At 49.6% G+C, this 15,421-nt stretch carries 19 protein-coding genes; 2 read left to right on the top strand and 17 right to left on the bottom strand.

What is annotated here, in order from left to right; genetic code table 11:
• From CWO84_RS02900 to CWO84_RS02885, 4 genes are all read right to left on the bottom strand, one after another.
• On the bottom strand, positions 1–714 hold a 714-nt coding region (locus CWO84_RS02900; protein WP_205800334.1), incomplete at its 3' end, for a hypothetical protein.
• A gap of 8 nt (positions 715–722) precedes the next feature.
• Positions 723–1,247, bottom strand: coding sequence for a terminase (locus tag CWO84_RS02895; RefSeq protein WP_101051755.1), 525 nt, complete (start codon positions 1,245–1,247; stop codon positions 723–725).
• Positions 1,248–1,275: 28 nt separating this feature from the next.
• Positions 1,276–1,845 carry a hypothetical protein gene (locus tag CWO84_RS02890; protein WP_033158446.1) on the bottom strand — a complete coding sequence of 190 codons (570 nt, stop codon included), beginning with the start codon at positions 1,843–1,845 and terminating at the stop codon, positions 1,276–1,278.
• 87 nt (positions 1,846–1,932) lie between these two features.
• The gene (locus CWO84_RS02885; protein ID WP_101051759.1) at positions 1,933–2,043 is read right to left on the bottom strand and encodes a DUF4113 domain-containing protein; all 111 of its coding nucleotides are present in this window, start codon (positions 2,041–2,043) and stop codon (positions 1,933–1,935) included.
• Between the two features lie 290 nt (positions 2,044–2,333).
• Here CWO84_RS02885 and CWO84_RS02880 point away from each other — a divergent pair, with 290 nt between their 5' ends.
• Together CWO84_RS02880 and CWO84_RS02875 are read left to right on the top strand one after the other, a co-directional pair.
• The gene (locus tag CWO84_RS02880) at positions 2,334–3,086 is read left to right on the top strand and encodes a hypothetical protein (RefSeq protein WP_101051754.1); all 753 of its coding nucleotides are present in this window, start codon (positions 2,334–2,336) and stop codon (positions 3,084–3,086) included.
• A gap of 3 nt (positions 3,087–3,089) precedes the next feature.
• Positions 3,090–3,440 carry a hypothetical protein gene (locus tag CWO84_RS02875; RefSeq protein WP_101051753.1) on the top strand — a complete coding sequence of 117 codons (351 nt, stop codon included), beginning with the start codon at positions 3,090–3,092 and terminating at the stop codon, positions 3,438–3,440.
• 363 nt (positions 3,441–3,803) lie between these two features.
• Here CWO84_RS02875 and CWO84_RS02870 read toward each other — a convergent pair whose 3' ends face one another.
• The 13 genes from CWO84_RS02870 to CWO84_RS02810 all read right to left on the bottom strand — a co-directional run bounded on the left by CWO84_RS02870 (position 3,804) and on the right by CWO84_RS02810 (position 15,270).
• Positions 3,804–4,613: a hypothetical protein gene (locus CWO84_RS02870; RefSeq protein ID WP_101051752.1), complete on the bottom strand. Its 810-nt coding sequence runs from the start codon at positions 4,611–4,613 to the stop codon at positions 3,804–3,806.
• 19 nt (positions 4,614–4,632) lie between these two features.
• Positions 4,633–5,499, bottom strand: a complete 867-nt coding sequence (locus CWO84_RS02865; protein WP_117433612.1) for a helix-turn-helix transcriptional regulator — start codon at positions 5,497–5,499, stop codon at positions 4,633–4,635.
• Positions 5,435–6,958, bottom strand: coding sequence for a hypothetical protein (locus CWO84_RS02860; RefSeq protein ID WP_133120639.1), 1,524 nt, complete (start codon positions 6,956–6,958; stop codon positions 5,435–5,437). The genes CWO84_RS02865 and CWO84_RS02860 overlap by 65 nt, the downstream gene beginning before the upstream one ends.
• Positions 6,959–7,457: 499 nt before the next feature.
• On the bottom strand, positions 7,458–7,772 hold the full coding sequence (locus CWO84_RS02855; protein WP_101051749.1) for a hypothetical protein: 315 nt from the start codon (positions 7,770–7,772) through the stop codon (positions 7,458–7,460).
• A 22-nt stretch (positions 7,773–7,794) separates the two neighbouring features.
• Positions 7,795–8,292, bottom strand: coding sequence for a hypothetical protein (locus CWO84_RS02850; protein WP_101051748.1), 498 nt, complete (start codon positions 8,290–8,292; stop codon positions 7,795–7,797).
• Entirely contained in the window at positions 8,292–8,810 is a 519-nt protein-coding gene (locus CWO84_RS02845) for a hypothetical protein (protein ID WP_133120638.1), read from the bottom strand. Before CWO84_RS02845 ends, CWO84_RS02850 begins: the two co-directional genes overlap by 1 nt.
• 134 nt (positions 8,811–8,944) lie before the next feature.
• On the bottom strand, positions 8,945–9,907 hold the full coding sequence (locus CWO84_RS02840) for a toprim domain-containing protein (protein WP_101051746.1): 963 nt from the start codon (positions 9,905–9,907) through the stop codon (positions 8,945–8,947).
• Positions 9,904–11,388 carry a DEAD/DEAH box helicase family protein gene (locus CWO84_RS02835; RefSeq protein ID WP_165786261.1) on the bottom strand — a complete coding sequence of 495 codons (1,485 nt, stop codon included), beginning with the start codon at positions 11,386–11,388 and terminating at the stop codon, positions 9,904–9,906. Before CWO84_RS02835 ends, CWO84_RS02840 begins: the two co-directional genes overlap by 4 nt.
• The gene (locus tag CWO84_RS02830) at positions 11,378–12,175 is read right to left on the bottom strand and encodes a hypothetical protein (protein ID WP_101051744.1); all 798 of its coding nucleotides are present in this window, start codon (positions 12,173–12,175) and stop codon (positions 11,378–11,380) included. The genes CWO84_RS02835 and CWO84_RS02830 overlap by 11 nt, the downstream gene beginning before the upstream one ends.
• A gap of 10 nt (positions 12,176–12,185) precedes the next feature.
• Positions 12,186–12,869: a hypothetical protein gene (locus tag CWO84_RS02825; RefSeq protein ID WP_133120637.1), complete on the bottom strand. Its 684-nt coding sequence runs from the start codon at positions 12,867–12,869 to the stop codon at positions 12,186–12,188.
• Between the two features lie 106 nt (positions 12,870–12,975).
• Entirely contained in the window at positions 12,976–13,185 is a 210-nt protein-coding gene (locus CWO84_RS02820) for a helix-turn-helix domain-containing protein (protein ID WP_101051742.1), read from the bottom strand.
• 172 nt (positions 13,186–13,357) lie between these two features.
• A complete protein-coding gene (locus CWO84_RS02815) occupies positions 13,358–14,077 on the bottom strand; it encodes a hypothetical protein (protein ID WP_101051741.1) in 720 nt (239 codons plus the stop codon).
• Positions 14,077–15,270 carry an integrase arm-type DNA-binding domain-containing protein gene (locus CWO84_RS02810; protein WP_101051740.1) on the bottom strand — a complete coding sequence of 398 codons (1,194 nt, stop codon included), beginning with the start codon at positions 15,268–15,270 and terminating at the stop codon, positions 14,077–14,079. The genes CWO84_RS02815 and CWO84_RS02810 overlap by 1 nt, the downstream gene beginning before the upstream one ends.
• Between the last annotated feature and the right edge of the window lie 151 nt (positions 15,271–15,421).

The raw sequence follows: 15,421 nt of genomic DNA, 5'->3' as shown, positions 1-15,421 counted from the left end.
AAATGGCGACCGCTCGGAACTAAAGCGCAACGAAATCCACGAACCACCATTGTCGCGCGATAGGTTGTGGTGCGATTCATAAAATCTGCCGGCGTTGCGCACCCCTTGGGATGCCATCAACGTGCGGTTGCCGCCCTGGGTTTGGGTACCATCGATAACGTCGAAGTGGTCATCCGATACGCCAGCCGCCTCGTCGATGATGATCAGCTGCCAGTACCGGTGCTTGCCGGCCACGCCAATGGCTTGACCTTGTTGCATGGCAACCTGGGTGATAAACCACTGGTCTTCAAAGCCTTTGACCGCTACTCGGGTTTTGGTAATCTCGTAGTAGTCGTTTATCCAGCCATACGGCCCGTTGGCGATGGCGAGATAAACGTCGTTCATCTCTTTCCAAACACCGTCGGCTACCTGATTTATCCTTGGGGCTCCGATGTAGGTGTTCGAGCCGATTTCGACCTTGCCCTCATACACCGCGACCGGATGACACAGCAGGTGCCATAAGGCTATCCGTCCAAATGCCGCCGTCTTGCCGGTAGAGGTGCCTGACACCACCGACACCTTGGCATTGGGCGGGGAAATAGCGAAAAGCAGGTCTTCCTGGTCGAACGATGGCGACATGCCGCAAACGCTGACCGCAAAACGTAGCGGGTCGGCGTGAAAGCGTTCAACGAATTCGAGGTACCTGGGATCTTGGAAGATGGAAGCCTTCGCCATAAGCCTGATTACTCTGCTTCGGGCCTTGCCTCACGTTCAGCCAACACCGCTTTTTGGCGTTCATGTGCAGCCGCCATTTTGGTGACGAATTGAGTTTCGATCATATCCAGTGTTTCTTTGTCCAGCTTCAGTGAACCGTTGACCTCAACCTTATCGCGCCACTTATCGGGCTGACGGTTTTTCAGCCAGAATATCGCCGCTGTTGTATCTGGCGAGTGATGCTTCGTTATATCGGTCAAAATGACCCGACCATCTGCAATGTTTACTTTGGTTTCAGGGCAGCTGTAACCGGTCGCGCGCTGGAACAATGAATTGGCAACCTGAGCGTCGGCAAGCATTTTGCCGCGCTTGAGGGAATCGGCAAACTCCGGGGCCTGCTTTTTCCAGGTGTTGATCGTCTTCTCGCTCACACCGAAAAATCCGGCCAGCTGCGCATCGGTGGCGCCAAGCAGGCAATAGTTGTAAGCCTGGTCAATGAACTCCGGCTTTAACGCGGTGGGCCGACCACCAGCGTGTTTTTTGGTATTTGGCATAGGGTTTACCCTTTAGGGGCTGAAGAAACTACGTTTTGGATTGGGTTGATGCATGATACCCCGCCAATTTTCGCCCAATTGCCGCGACTTCCGAACTCGCTTCATCGACCACTCTGAGCAGTTTTGCCCCCAGTTTCAGCTCATCGAATTCCGGATTGATTTCGCGGAAGCGGTTGACGATCTTCTTGATTTCGCCGAATCGGTTGAAGGCGACCTCTGCCGCCTGTTCGACCACCGACAGCTGATCAAACAGATTCCGGATAGCGTTGTTCTCTTCGGCGCTGACTTGTTCGAGAGCCCTTTGAATTTGGCATTGTTGGGAAATTAGTGGGTCGCGCTGCCAGTCGTCCGACAAGGCAAAAAGAAAATCAAGGCTGACCTGATACACAATAGACGCTTTGTATGGTAGAAAAGCAGGAATTGCCAGCGGATCGCTGGCATGCTCTATCTTGCTCAACTTGGAGGAATTGGCGTATCCCAGCCGCTCAGCCGCTTCCAGACCGCTCAGTCCGCACATTTCGCGCGCAATTATCATGCGCTGACCGAATGTTTTAACGATTTTTTGCTTTTCTTCTGTGTCGATGATTACCGGCTGCATGTTTTCCCCGCGTCTTGGAAGTTGGGAAATTTAAGCACGTTGAAAAGTTGATTTTGATTGAGGTTTCCGAGTTGATATACGCTAGGTTTATTTGCAGCTGACGCAGACCAGCTCGCGCCAGTCGGTGGTGTAGCGCTGTGAAATACGGTCAGACCTGGATTTCCATGTCTGATCAATTTTGATGGTGGCAACGGCAATGTACCCTAGGAACTGCCTACATCATCGACCCGATCATCGAGCGTGAAAAGGCGATATTGGACGATGTGCGGGGGATGTTTATGATCGTGGGACTCTCTGATAAACCAAACTGTAACTGAACCAGTTTTATCGCTGGTTGGACATTGTCTAACCAGCGATGATCTAAAAAATTCATGTTGATTCGGTGTAAAAATTCTATCTACTGGTTTAGAATGGCTAAGCTCATGAGAATGCTTTTCCGAGACCGTTATGTGATCGGTTTGAAATTGTTCCGCTTAAGGACAACCTAAATGGCGCTGCAGCCCAATACCATTGAAAATCAGCTAATCGACGAGATTTGCCAATATATCATTAAGGACGTCGCACCTTCTGAATTCGAAATAGCTGGGTTAAAAAAGAAAGCTGTTGCCCTGAAAAACGTCAATCATGCATCTTATGCCAACATTCTAGGAATGATTGCATGCCTGGATAACGACATAGAGGAGTGTCAAAAACAGCATGAATTAGCTATCCGTTTGGATGGTTCTGTCCAGCATTACGAATCATATTGCACGTCTCTTTATAACCTTTGCTGTCTTAAGGATGCATTACATTGGGCCGAAACTGGCTTAAGCTTATTCCCACACGCTCCGAAGCTAATTACTGATGCAGTTAATTCGTCATATTATCTTGGTCTATTCGATAAGGTGCTCGAGCATTATCAAACGCTACTTCCATTGCAATTGCCTCAATTTGAAGAGCAAGTGAATGATTTAGTTAGTAACGCTGAGATTGTTTTAAATTTCGGTATCCATACAGATACCTTGCATAAGCTTTCCGATATTTTAGAATCTGTCCGTATTAAGTACGGTCCCGGTATAAGAACCGTCAGTCTTTCTTTGCTTGATACCGAAGAAAATCGCGAATTGTTTCAATGGATTGAAACCTCGTCAGATGTCGAGACGACAGTAGAAATGAATTTTGAGTTATGTGAAATATTGGCTAGCCGCGCTGATCTTGATCTCAAAGACATGACAGTGGTATTCAGAGCCTACCAGAAATAAATAATGCCGATCGACAAAATAGCGTTTTTGCAATTCGCACAATCTTTATCAGATGACAGCGAAATTCAAATGAGGAATTCAGTTAGCCGCGCTTATTACGCGGCTTATCACACTTGTCTAGATGTATATAAGACCGATGGAACAGCTGAGGGTGGCGTCCATGCCAAATTGATTTCTGGTCTGAAAAACAGTCCGAATATCAACGACAGAAAAGTCGGCTTCATGCTTCAACAATTAAAGATGTTAAGGACAACTGCTGATTATCATTTGACCTCGACAGTTTCTATTAAAGATAAGCAAACAGCCATAGGCCAAACAGAACGGTTGATTGATATTTTATCGACTAATCCGTAAAGAATGCTTTCACTATCAGTTTTAATGCGATCCTATTCGTGAAGCGAAAATTCTTTATTGGGTTGATGTGATTAGGTCAATTTAGCCATTCTCATCCGCCTTTGTTATTAACATGATTAATCGGCAAAGATGTCTGATAAAAAACCATAGGGTACGCCGAAAACCTTAAGGCACAGCGTTCGCGAGCGATACGCTGAGGCTTAGCATGTCCGATTGGGTTACAACAATAAATCCTAGGCATTTTCTTCCGTCGTCGGTTTCAATGACCCGCCACAGCCTTGGCTCGTGGAGCTTTGGAGCGTTTCATTTAGACCAGTTTATCCCCTATGGTGATAAGCTGGTCTACGAGCAACTTTAGGCGTCTTACCGCCTTTGTTTTGACCTGACATTGTTGAGAGAGGTTCTACTCCAATCTTGCCTGTCGATCGCTGTGAGCGTTGCCAAGCTAAGTGGTACCGCCAACTCAACAAACGCACCGGTTTTATCGATAGGCGATGAAATAGGCTGACCAATGGACTCGATAACCAAAGGCGCATAAGTGCGCCCCTTGTATGACATGGCGAGAAGCGTGGGTGACTGTGAAGGCAATACTGATTCAATCCAGTCCTTGTCGCCGCCACGGACCTTTTCGACGGCATTAACCAGCAATGAGCTGTCTTTTGCCAACTCCACAGGTAATGCCCACTCCATCAACTGATCGAATGGCCGCTCAACTTCGTTAGCTGGATCTTTCCAGGCGCGAAATAGCGCTGTAAGCGTGAATTTTACAGGCGGCATGCCGTTGAACACTTGTACTGAATTCAGCTTGGTTATGCCGGTTCGCCCCTCGAACTGCTGAAGCAACCGGGTAGCAGCGGCATTACCAGTACTCCCGTCACCGAGCAGGGGAATGGCGTCAATGATTGGTTGTATCGCCCCGGATTGCAGCATGGCAAATAGCGTTGGCGCTTTGGTTTCCGGTCCGGCCTGTTCGAATGGCGACTGCCATGAAAAACTAGCCTCCATGTTTGGATCGACCAAAGCCGCTTTGACTACGACATACTTGTCGTTGTATTTCTTCCTGATGCCGTTCCGGTCAACCGGGTAGAACGAGGCTATCAAGTGTGGTGATAGCCCGCCCCAATCGGATGTTAATTCAACACTTTCCGGCGTTTTGGGTTGGTTTTGTGCCATTGTAATTCCTGTTTTTGGTTTATGACGCAAGCGCAGTCGGCGACTGGGTGAGATTGCTGCGTGTACGGGTGGTGCGCGGCTTACTTTCGGTTATGGGTAGAACTGGTTGCGGCAATTGCGCGGTTGCCGGTGTCCAAACCCTGATCGCCGGCCTTGGCTGCGGTAAGGCGGCTAGGGATTCAATCGGCAGTGCTTTGGCGCGAACAAGGCTTAATGTTGCGGCGCGCGATGCACAAATAGCCTGGTCTACACGGTTTAATACCTGTGCCCCGCCGGGAAAACTCTCAAACTCCTGGGTCTTTTGCCAAAAAATCATGAAGCTATCATCTATCGCCTGGATAGCCTGGCCGAGCAATGCTACAGCGTCAGACAAAGCGGCAACCTTGCTGTCCTGTTCGACCTGCTTGGCGACTTGCTGGGCCCGGCTTTCAAGGTGCAATTTCTCCAAGGCGACGAGAAAATCACGCTCGCGCCTTGTTTCTTGGTCAAGTTCCCAGTCATCGGCAACCAAGCCAAGAATCCAATCGGCTGATAGGTCAAATGCACGCGCAACGGCTACAACGACCGTTATCGGCACCGTCTTCAAACCTTCCTCCATCAACCGCAAATCGCCAGCATCGATCCCCAACAGTTGGGCGGCTTTGGCTTGGCTTAGCTTACACAGATCGTTGCGCGCCTCAGCCAACCGCAAACCAACTTGTTTTGAAAGCAACACCTCGTCTTTATCGATCATTCTATGGTCCTTTTTGTCAAAAATTAGTTGCGGAATGGAGGGCTCACCTTGATGGTGAGCCCATAGAAACAATGTCGAACCTTGCTCTTTAGCCAGACAAGCCGCCAGTGACGATATGAGCGATACCTCTGTCTGACAAATCTCGCCCAACATCCTGTGATGGTAGATTTATTGTCATTCCCCGATTATCGCTACCGCTGCCGAGCGGCTGAACAACTTGCGGTGCGTCGGCAATTGGGCCGGCTGATGGTATTTTTACAACTGGCGCTGATGGTGCTGATACAGTCCTGGCTTGGGCTTGAGCGACTAATGGGGCCAGGGTATTCATGGCTTTGGAGCCGTGGCTTGCATAGATCGATGCGCTTGTGTTGTTGGCGTCTACGCTATCGATACCCCTTAAAAACAGCTTGTTGGCCCCGCCAGTGCCTTTCAAATGCGCGGCCTTGGCATATGCCGCGATTCTTGCCGCATCAGCGTTTTTTGAGAGCGCGCCAGACCGAAAGCCGGCTTCAATATTGCGTGAGGTGTATTCGTTGAAAGCTTTATCTTGCAAGGCCGAATCACTCAAAAACGATTCCTTTCCGCCCGCAATATTCCAGTTGCTGGCATCATTCAGGAACGCGGTTTGTCCACCTTGGTACCATCCTTTGCCGCTGGCCTTTTTTGCAGCCCTCAGCCTATCCAGATCGACCAGGCCAGTATCCGCGAGAGCATCTGCGCCGAACTGATATTTCCCGATGTAGCCATATTTATTTTCTGCGCGTTGGTTGCCCTGTGACTCGGTGCGTTGGGTTTCAGCGGCCAAAGCACGAGATTGAGAATCGGTAAGCCCGGTTATCTCCCCGCCACCGAATCCCAGCGCAGCTTTGAGTGCGTCGAATTTGCCTTTTACGTAGCTGCCGGCTTCATCAAGTGCGGCCATAGTGACCGGCGAGCTTTTTACAAGGTAACTTCCTGCATCCTTAGCTTGCTCAGCAACTACCGCAAACGCCTTGCTTGCTGTCGCCTTTACGCCATCAACAACGGCGCCCACTTTTTCGCCGGTATTCTTCAAAAACTCCATGGTTTTTGGCGAACTTTCCACCAGGAAGTCGGTGAACTTGTTCCAGCCTTCGGCCATCTTGCCGCCAAGATCGCTGAAAAACTTCCGGCCATCCTCGGTAAATATGCCCCACGCGGCCACGCCCGCCGCCGCCGCCAGTGCGCCTATCGGGCTGAATATCGCAGCAAAGGCTGTCGTAAACGCACCACCAACCACCGATGCAATGCCGGCGCCCGCCGTAGCCAGTCCGCCAATCAACCAGGGAACCAGTCGGCCAATTAATGATCCTGCCGCACCGCCACTAAAACTGTCGCCATCGCCGCCGCCAAGCCCCGATTTCTCATCAATGCTTTTTAGTACCTTGGTCGATGCTTTATCGTAGACCGAGCTTTCGCGATGAAAAATATTCAGCTTTGAAAAAATCTTGCGCAGCCAACCAGTTTGCTTGTCGTCCTTGCCGACGCCGAAAAACTCAAGCCCTCGGCGCATAGGTTCAGCCACTTCCTGAAATGCCTTGACCGTTGGGTCTACATCCTCGATACCGGTACCCACGCCGGATAAGGCCGACAATCTGTTGGCTAGAGCGGCTATCGCGCCGTTGGATGACTTGCCACTACCATCGCTACCGCCACCTTCGCCATTACTGGTAAATCGGCCTGAGCTATCCCGGCTTGTGGTTGTATCCGCTTTCTTCGCCGCCGAGCGCATAGTTTCGGCTATGCGTTTCTGAGCGCCCTGGCTTGCCCCAAGTGATTCGGCCAATGCCTGGATAGCTGCCTCGCCTTTTCTCGCACCTGTTGGCGTAGCTACGTTAGCTTTCGGTACAAATTTCCCGCGACTATCGCGGTTCGGTAGATTGGCTGGGGCAGATGACGCGGCCCGCTGCCGGGTACTGTTAGGACCGCCGCCGACTATCGCCTTTCTGATCTCGGCCACATCGCTTTTGATGTCGCGCAAATACCCTGGCATGCGGCCAAGGTCGATAGGATCGCCAACTAGAAAGCCTTGCGAGTCTGATTGTAGTGCCATGATCTACCCTTATGCCGAAACAACAGTGTTTTCCAGAAGCTCAAATATTATATTCAGCGGGGTACAGCGGGTACGGGCCAGACTTCAAAAATGAATCCAGAGCGTTGGCTTCCGCTTGCGCCGCAGCGATGACTGAATTTTCAGTGGAAAAATCATCATCAATTAACACCGGATTGGCGGACAAAAATTCATCCTCATTTGTTTTGAAGCTTTCCCGTGCCGCTTGGCGTTGGCGGTCGTGCACGTCACGCTTGTTTTGGATGTCGAACTGAGTTACACGAACCGTTTCTTGGAGCTCTGCGATTCGGTTTTGGGCGGCGATTAAAACATCGCCATCGATTTCTTGCATGTTCATCGGTTTTTTCCTGTGGGTTTGATTAATGTGAAACTGGCTCTGGCTGTGAGAGAGAAGTTCCCGCCAAAAGCCGAACATCAGCAGTCGGGTCTTGAATAAAGGCTGTTAGGAGTTTTCGCTCGGCAATCATCTTTTCGGCTTGGTCGTAAAGCTCGTCTATTTCCGGGTTTGAGCAGAGTTCCAGCACCTGACTTTGCGACATTTCTGGCGTTATTTGCTCTTTTACCTGGAGAGTTTGCTCATTTACAGCCAGATCTGCTTTTGCGAAAGTTTCGTCAATTTGGGCCTCAAGACCCACGATTGATGAGGCAACCTGTATTTTTAGGTCGGTGTCAATAAGCGGGTTTTGCTCGACTGAATTGCCTTCAAAAGAAGCCTTGATGGCTTGCAACAAAAGCATCGCTTTAAAGAAATGCTCGTAAAGTATTGAATCGTATTGCAAACTTGCTGGGCTAAGCCGCTTAAGGCCAGAAATCGCATCATCAAGCCGCGACACTAGCTGTTGTGTGTTTTCCTTCATTACGCGACCTCCAGTTGGTTCAATCCGCCCTCAAAAGAGGTGCCGGCAAGGTGGTGCAGCTCATAAGCCGGAGCTGTCGCAACAAAGGCATGAAGCTTTTCTTGTTCGGCTTGCAGGGCTTTAATGGCTGCGGCGTGGTCGGCCAGTTGTTGCTGGGGATCGGGCTCGATCTGGTCGATTTGGGCCTGTGTGAATCCATCGTTCCTTAGTGAATTAACCTTGTGATCGTGCGCTTGGCGCAAAAGCTCCATCGTGCGCCAAATCAAATTAATTTCGCCGGTAATTGCTGACATCCGCCTTGCGACTTGCCCCAAAAGTTCGTTGCCGCCCGCCGATTGGAAGTTAGTCTCAACTTGCGCGAAAAGCTTGTCAGCGTCCTTTAGGTGCATTTGCAAAGCACTAACGGCGCGACTAATTGTCTTGGCGGTATAGCTGTTGCCGGCAAGCGCTGCGCTATCGATCTTTTGAAGCTCGACAACGGCCGGCAGAATGATTTCCTTGGCGCGAACAGCGGCCAAAAAGTCGGTTTTGGTGATTGGTTTACTCATGATTTTTTTTCCTTGTTTTTAGTGGCGATAGTGAAATTCTACGCGCGAAAAACCCCTGTATAGGCGGACTTTTCGTGTTTAGGTTTGTGTTGTAAGTTGTTGAATTAGCTGGTTATATAGTCACAAAAGTCAGCATCAAGGCCTGTGTCAACATGGATTGTTGTTTTGCTGGTCAATCGAACAACTGAAACGTCCTTTCCGTTCTGGACTTTTAGCCGGTTTGCGAGCGTGTAAGCGGCCTTCTGCCCGGTGAAGCTCGAATCTTCGTCGCTTATGACTAACACTGACTCAACGTAGTCGGGCACTTCAACCAGTTCCATCATTGTGGCGTTTGCCGCTGACCAAGCTGGGTAGCCAAACTCTTGCTCAGCGGCCAGCGCGGTTTCTATGCCCTCAGCGACAATTATTGTTTGACCAACCCCGCCAAACTGGATTGAGCCACCGCGCATATCACGGATGGGTGGCTGTACCTTCTTTGCCGGATAGCCAGTAATCTTTTTGCCGTCCGTCGTGAGATATGTAACGTGGTACGTGCAAACCTCGCTCGACAGGTTGCGGAACACCGAAACCATTGCCGAAAAAGTGCCGACCTTCACGGGTTTGCCTTGCTCGTTTTTGGTCCAATAATCCAGCCCTTTGTGCGTGAAAACGTCTCGCTTCGGTAATATCGTTATCCCTCTCGACCGAAGATAGCGCCAAACCGGATCGTCTTGAGCAATGCGTTTAAGTCCGGAATGAATACGGTTTAGCCGCTCTTGGTTTTTGGTTGTATCGTCTGGCTTAGCCGGTGCTGCCTGGCATTGCCCCATGATTGAACGTATCTTGGCTACCGCATCCTTGAACGACATTTCTAGCCTGGTCATCACCATATCAACCGGCTGATGGTGCCCGCATTGGTTGCAGATGCCGAATTCTTTTTCGCGATTCCAACGAAACCGATCTTTGCCGCCGCATTCCGGGCACGCTTGGTGCTTGCCGCTGAAAATCTCATCGGCAAAGCCCAGCGAAACCAGCACATTAGCCCAGCGTCCCCGGCACTGGTCGCGAATATCGATAACCGCGCTCATGCTGACCGTCCTTTTGCAAAGGCAATGTTTCTGCGCATGATTTCATTTTTGATGATGGAACTGACCGGTACATCAATTGCATCCTCAAACCGCTTTGGCGGCTTTCGCCCGGTCAAATCTTGGTACAGGTGAAACGCTCGACCTGGCTTATTGCCACGCGCCTTCACAATGGTGCAGATTTGGTTCCACAGGTCGGTTTTGTTTCCATCAAAAACGGTCTTGCCGATCTTGATTTCTTCCATCGCCCCGGCAACGGCGATCACCGCGTTACGTCTGATCCTGATAGCCCCGCAATGCTGGCAAACGTCCTTTGGCCCCCAAAGCTCGCCGCACTTATGGCATTTTGCGGCTTCCTTTTCCTCTTTGGTTGGTTCGCGCTTTGGCTTTTCAGCGCCGTCGTCTAGCTCATGAACGCCGTTGTAATACAAGGCTTCCCAGTCGTCCTTGAACCGTAAAAAATTCCCAGAATGATCAATCCATAAGGCAAAATCCTTTCCAGGGAATGAGCGCATGGTCCGGCCCAGTTGCTGAACGTGCGACGAAAACGACTTTGTGAACGGGCGAGCGCTGATGCCTATCATCACGTCAGGGCAGTCAAAGCCCTTTGTCAGAATGTCGGTGGCAATCAGGCCGTGAATTGTGCTGTCGGGCTTGGCGAACTCCGCGAATATTGCGGCCTTGGTGGCTTCATCGTCCTTGTAGCTGATCGAGACAAAGTTAAAGCCGGCTTGCTTAAACTTTTCGGCCAAATCCTGCCCGTGCGCCACGTTAGCAGAAAAAGCAATCGTCTTGCGCGGCCCGCCAAACATCTCAAAAGTTTTTTTTATCCACTCGGACACGATGTCGCCGGTAATCCGGATGCCGCGCTGGCCCGCATCCGCCGAGCTCCACTCGCCGCCAACTTTTTTGGCGCCGGTCATGTCGATTTCCTTGCAGATAAACACCCTCAGCGGGGCAAGACTGCCGGCATTAACAAGCGCCTCGGTGGTCGTGGTGCTGACCACGTTCGAATAAATGCCGCCAAGCCCCCGGGTAAACGGACTCGCGGACAGGCCGACAACCTTGATAGACGGATTGTTTTTGATGAACTCGGCAGTTTGCGCCCGTGTGTTGTGGGCTTCATCGACAATCAACAACTTCAGGTTTGGAAATGAACCTCGTTTTTCCAATGTCTGCGCGCTGCAAATCTGAATCGATTTGTGCGTTTGGTAGCGCCAGTGGCCGGCCATCAAAACGCCGTGATCGATGTTGTATTTTTCAAGTCGTTGGCTTGTCTGGTCGCACAGTACGCGGCGATCCATCACCATTGCCGCCCGGTGGCCCTTGTCAGCCGCCGCTGCCAGCATCGAGATAGCCACCTCAGTTTTTCCACCGCCGGTCGGCAAATACAGCATTTGTGAGCGGTGGCCAGCTGCAAAACCTTGGCGCAAACCGTCTAGGCTTTCGTCTTGGTAGCCACGCAAAATCAAATTATTTTGCATGAGCCTTCTCCAGTTTTTTGCAGCGCGCCTCCAGATAGTTGAGCCGCCCAAGCATCTGGGCATTTTCGGCCAACAGGCTGTCTACTCGACCTTGAAGCGCATCGTTGATGGTTTTCAGTTTTTCGATTTCATGGATTGCGGCGGAAGTGTGATTGTCATCCTCGAATATTGATTTCATCCATGCGTTGTCGTCCCGTAGCCTTTTTAGTTCGGCCTGAACATCCTCTGGTACGCCAACCTCCGCTTGATCCTCATCCAGCTCCGGTTCCCAGTCATCCGGTTCTATGTCGTAATAATCCTCGGCATCTTCAATCTCAGGCTCGTCTGATGCTTGGGTAGGTGTCTCCGCTGTTTGTGGCGCTACGCGGCTGAATTCGGCGTCAATAACCACATCATCCCTACCAAGGGTGTGTGATGGCTCCATCATCAGCCTATCGATGATTTCGTCGTCACCATCGGTGCTAGGTGCCGGTAATGCCTTCTGTTTGGGTTTGGCTAACCGCTCCATTTCGCGGATTGATAGCGGTTCGCCGCCGCTATGCTCAATAATCTGTGCCTTGTTTTCTGCTATTCGCATAAACGTTCTTGCGTGCTGTATCGAAAAACGAAAGCGCGCCTTCGTTTTGAGAACCTCTTCAAACTTTCCGTGCGGTGTGACCGCTTTCAGTTCGATGAGAATGTCGCCTAAGTCAAACGCCGCTTGTATCGTGCTTTTTGCAGCCGTCTCCAGGCGGTCCTGTGCATCGACCAAGCGGTCGATAATCTGTGTGTTCGGTAATTGGTTCATGGTTTGCGCCTCAGTGGATTTGGTGATTGGTTGGTTCAATGCTTGCCAAGTCCGAAGGCGGTGATGTCGATCTGGGATTTTTCTCTACCCCTAATAAACTAATATCTTTACTAGTTGGTATGTAGAAGGTTCCTATGTGGTAGGTGGAATGTTGCATGGGATCGAGATTGCCTTTCAGCCCAATAGGTTCGCGGACTGAGGTCGAATTGCAATTGCCCAAAAATTGCCCAAAAATTGCCTGATTCTTGCCTAAACGTTGCCCAAAAATTGCCTGATTTTTGTCTGCTTTTGTTCTAACGTTTTTTATCAGGTGTCCGGTGATTGTCCAGCCGTCAGCGATCACGGGATTTTTGGGGGCAATGCTGGTTACTCGTTGATATTCACCGTCGCGCTTTCCGATTGCTGATTCACTTTGGATTTCAAACCATAAGCCTTGAAAATGACTAATTAGCTTGTCGGCTCGGCTGAACCTAGCTGCCGGATTTTCACCGACAGCAAGACGGTACAGCTTGGCTAAATCGCTATTTCTGCCAACAGCGATATTCCCTTTTGGAGTGCGGTCAGCGTTGAAAAATTTGATAAACATTTCGCCGTTTTTATCGGCCAGTTCGAGTATCAGAACCGTCCTGATTCCGGCGCTGATCTTAATATCGCCAACCTTAGAGTTGACGCATTGACATAGTATTTTTTTCACAGCTTTTTCCTTTGCCGGAAATTGCTGCTGTGGTAAAATCAATTCCGCCTAAGAAGTGATTAATACCCAGCAAACCCCGGCCTTATTAATTAAGGTTCGGGGTTTTTTATTGCGCGTGATGGGTGTGTCGCTCCACATACTTTTTCAAGTCAGTGGTGCGGTATTTGATCTGGCGACCAATTTTGATAAACGGAATGTTATTTTCGCCAGTGCTGCGCCATTTAACGAGGCTAGCAGCCGGAATATGCAATAGTTTTGACGCGCCATCTGTGTCGGTCAATACATCGACGTCAAACGATAATTCTTGGTTTTTCATTTTTCCAGCCTTTGCGAGTTATTACGTTAAGTCGCAAGCATCTTCGCGAAAGCCGAAGTCGAAAAAACCCATTTAACAAAATCTATTTTGTTACCGGAGGTTTTTGGATATGATTTTTTTGGGCAAAAAAAAGCCGGCATATAACCGGCGTATTTCAAATGTCTTGATTTCTTTATGTTGGTGGTTTCCAGTTATCCCGATCAATCTTTACCTGTTTTGCTTTTGGTAAATGATTACGGATTAGCCGGGTAAAGTCGGTTTGTTTTTCTTCTATTATTTTTCCATTAGCATCTACGGTTTTTGTTTTCCTCACAGGCACGTTTTCGTTATTTTTTAGGTGAATTACGAGTAATTGATTTATCTCTTCCACGGCTTGCTCTTTATTCTTCCAGGGCTTTGAGCGGTAGTGTTTATCTATGAATTCGGCATGGCTGTATTTAGCGGCACCTATAAGCCTATTCTCGCGGTATATCAGCGATAGAGCGGCTGAATGCTCGGCTAGTTTCAATCTGTCTATTGCAGGACTTAGCGACATAGGCACCCTCAACCAATCCTTAGCATCAATAATTAGTGTCCATGCCTCATTGATCCGACCACGATCATAAGCGCGTTTAGCCTCGCAGCAGTATCCGCAAGCTACGAATAAAGCGGCAGAGTGTGTTACTTTTCCAATCCCCTCATCATTTACCGGATTTATCTCGTAAACTACCTTCGCTAGATCATCGCCGCTAGTACGCTCATCCTCAATCAAGCTACGGTAATACGTGTTGAAGAAAGAGTATGGTTCGTGACCTGGCACCAAGCAATCATACAAAAAGGAAATATTCGCCAATATCACGTCGATTTCAGTTTCTGGCGTCCTTGCATCGCGCGGCAAATTGAAATAAGTCACTATCTTTCACCCACGCGCAACGACACAACATTTTCACCATCTGGCAAAACGTGTGACTCGATAAAGTCGGCAATCTTAAAAGTTGCGGTTTTCAGGGTTTTAGCTTCGGGGTTTATGTAGCCCCCGGTGACGTCTGCATCGGTTTCGTGGTTCGCCAAGGCCTTCAGCAAAGAAAACGGCACCATAGCCGCCTCGCCAATCGTTAAAAAGGTGCGTTTTAGGTCGTGACTACTAAATTCAATGCCTGTTTTCGCCGCTACCTGAGCAATTGGCTTGCGAGGTATCCCCATTACCCCATCACCGCTATCGCCCGGAAAAACAAACCGGCTATCGCCAGTCAGTTTCGATAAATTCCGCAAGTACGGCTTGATTTGAGGTGCGATATAGGCGGTGAAGTCGGTATGGTTTTTGGTATCTCGCGCAACAAAGCAGTCGTTTTTAAAATCGACATCCTTCCACTCCAGGTACCGTACATCTTGGTCTCTAAGCCCGGTGTGCAGCAATAGCAGCAAGTAAACCTTAGCCTTTTCGTTTTCCAGCGCCAGCACGGCGCCGTACCATTCCTTAAGGTTGTCGCTGGGTATCATGCGTTTCTTGCGCTTAGGTTTCGACCAAAGACTGCCATCGCGCAAAACATCGACCGGATTATCGTCAATCGCCTTGAGGGTGATCATCGCATAGCGCATCAGCAGTCTGAGGACTCTTAATTTGTTATCCCTACCGCCGTCAAACTGCTTTCTCCGGGCCAGAACCATATCCCTGGTTATTTCGCTGGCCGGCTTATTAAGCCAGTCCGAAAAGCCTTGGTTTATTTTCTTCCGATAATCAAGAATCGACGCCTCTCTCAAGTCGGATTTGTCCTCAAGGTATCGATCAAGCAATTCGCCAAGGGTAATCCCCTTCATTTTTTGCTTGCGCTTTTCCTCGTTTGGATTGATGCCAGATGCCATGTCGGACAGGGCGCCAGTAGCCAGCTCCCTAGCCTGAAAAACCGAAATATCCGGGTATCGACCAAGCGTTACACGCTGCATGCTTTTGCCATTCCATTTCAACAGGACAAAGGATTTAACACCTGTACTGGAAACCCGACACGTAAGCTTTGGGCAACCCGTATCGTAGTAGTCAACCCTCCCGCTTTCAGGTGTCGGCAGCTTTTCGATTCGCTGCTGGGTAAAGTTTATTTTCTCTGCCATTTCAACCTCCTTTTATTCTCTGGTCATGGCCCGGTCATGTTTTCATCATGATTTAGCGCATTCTAGGGAATGCTAGAGAAATGTCAAGAAAGGTACAAAATCAATACAAACAATAAGTTATGAATTATCGCCTAGCAAAATCAAGGCGTTT

It is taken from the genome of Methylomonas sp. Kb3, assembly GCF_002834115.1.
GTDB classification, from domain to species: domain Bacteria; phylum Pseudomonadota; class Gammaproteobacteria; order Methylococcales; family Methylomonadaceae; genus Methylomonas; species Methylomonas defluvii.
The sequence above is the reverse complement of the archived record's forward strand: the minus strand, read 5'-3'. Positions and strand labels throughout refer to the sequence as shown.

What these genes read in the sequence shown, in the direction of transcription:
- CWO84_RS02895 (WP_101051755.1), bottom strand. Translation starts at nt 1,247, where the DNA reads ATGCCAAATACCAAAAAACACGCTGGTGGTCGGCCCACCGCGTTAAAG.
- CWO84_RS02890 (WP_033158446.1), bottom strand. Translation starts at nt 1,845, where the DNA reads ATGCAGCCGGTAATCATCGACACAGAAGAAAAGCAAAAAATCGTTAAA.
- CWO84_RS02880 (WP_101051754.1), top strand. Translation starts at nt 2,334, where the DNA reads ATGGCGCTGCAGCCCAATACCATTGAAAATCAGCTAATCGACGAGATT.
- CWO84_RS02875 (WP_101051753.1), top strand. Translation starts at nt 3,090, where the DNA reads ATGCCGATCGACAAAATAGCGTTTTTGCAATTCGCACAATCTTTATCA.
- CWO84_RS02870 (WP_101051752.1), bottom strand. Translation starts at nt 4,613, where the DNA reads ATGGCACAAAACCAACCCAAAACGCCGGAAAGTGTTGAATTAACATCC.
- CWO84_RS02865 (WP_117433612.1), bottom strand. Translation starts at nt 5,499, where the DNA reads ATGTTGGGCGAGATTTGTCAGACAGAGGTATCGCTCATATCGTCACTG.
- CWO84_RS02855 (WP_101051749.1), bottom strand. Translation starts at nt 7,772, where the DNA reads ATGAACATGCAAGAAATCGATGGCGATGTTTTAATCGCCGCCCAAAAC.
- CWO84_RS02850 (WP_101051748.1), bottom strand. Translation starts at nt 8,292, where the DNA reads ATGAAGGAAAACACACAACAGCTAGTGTCGCGGCTTGATGATGCGATT.
- CWO84_RS02840 (WP_101051746.1), bottom strand. Translation starts at nt 9,907, where the DNA reads ATGAGCGCGGTTATCGATATTCGCGACCAGTGCCGGGGACGCTGGGCT.
- CWO84_RS02835 (WP_165786261.1), bottom strand. Translation starts at nt 11,388, where the DNA reads ATGCAAAATAATTTGATTTTGCGTGGCTACCAAGACGAAAGCCTAGAC.
- CWO84_RS02830 (WP_101051744.1), bottom strand. Translation starts at nt 12,175, where the DNA reads ATGAACCAATTACCGAACACACAGATTATCGACCGCTTGGTCGATGCA.
- CWO84_RS02820 (WP_101051742.1), bottom strand. Translation starts at nt 13,185, where the DNA reads ATGAAAAACCAAGAATTATCGTTTGACGTCGATGTATTGACCGACACA.
- CWO84_RS02810 (WP_101051740.1), bottom strand. Translation starts at nt 15,270, where the DNA reads ATGGCAGAGAAAATAAACTTTACCCAGCAGCGAATCGAAAAGCTGCCG.